The 495-nt window shown below is 60.2% G+C and carries 1 protein-coding gene; it reads left to right on the top strand.

The genetic code is table 11. The features are described 5' to 3' along the window. On the top strand, window positions 1–495 hold a 495-nt coding region (locus tag KP705_RS17080; RefSeq protein WP_215765132.1), incomplete at both ends, for a DUF4158 domain-containing protein.

Raw genomic sequence — 495 nt, 5'->3', positions numbered from 1 at the left:
ACCCGTCGATCCCATCTGGCCCACCTGATGAAGCGTTATGGCTACCGAACCTTCGATCGGTCGGCATTTCATGACATGACCGGTTTCGCGATGCCAATTGCACATCATGTGACCCAGCCATCCCGCATGGCTGCGATCCTGATTGACGAGATGCGTCGCCGAAGCATTCTCCTGCCGTCGGTCACTGTCATTGAAGCCTTGGTGCGCCGTGCTCGCCAGCAGGCCGATCACCTTGTCCATGACGTCCTTGCAGGGGATCTGCCGCCGGAAACCCGTTGTCGTTTGGACAAAATGCTGGAGCGTCGTGGCGATCGCAGTGCCTCCTGGCTCTCGTGGCTGCGTAACCCGCCCTTGTCACCAGCCGCGCGCAATATCCTGCGATTGCTGGAACGCCTGGAGTGTGTACGATCCCTGAACCTCGACAGCGCTCGCGCCACGACCATACCGCGTGTGGCCTTTGACCGTTTGAGCGAAGAAGCTGCCCGGATTACGCCC

Origin of the sequence: Gluconobacter sp. P1D12_c (assembly GCF_018812105.1) — a bacterium.
GTDB classification, from domain to species: Bacteria; Pseudomonadota; Alphaproteobacteria; order Acetobacterales; family Acetobacteraceae; genus Gluconobacter; species Gluconobacter oxydans_A.
This window is presented reverse-complemented; position numbering and strand designations above follow the sequence as displayed.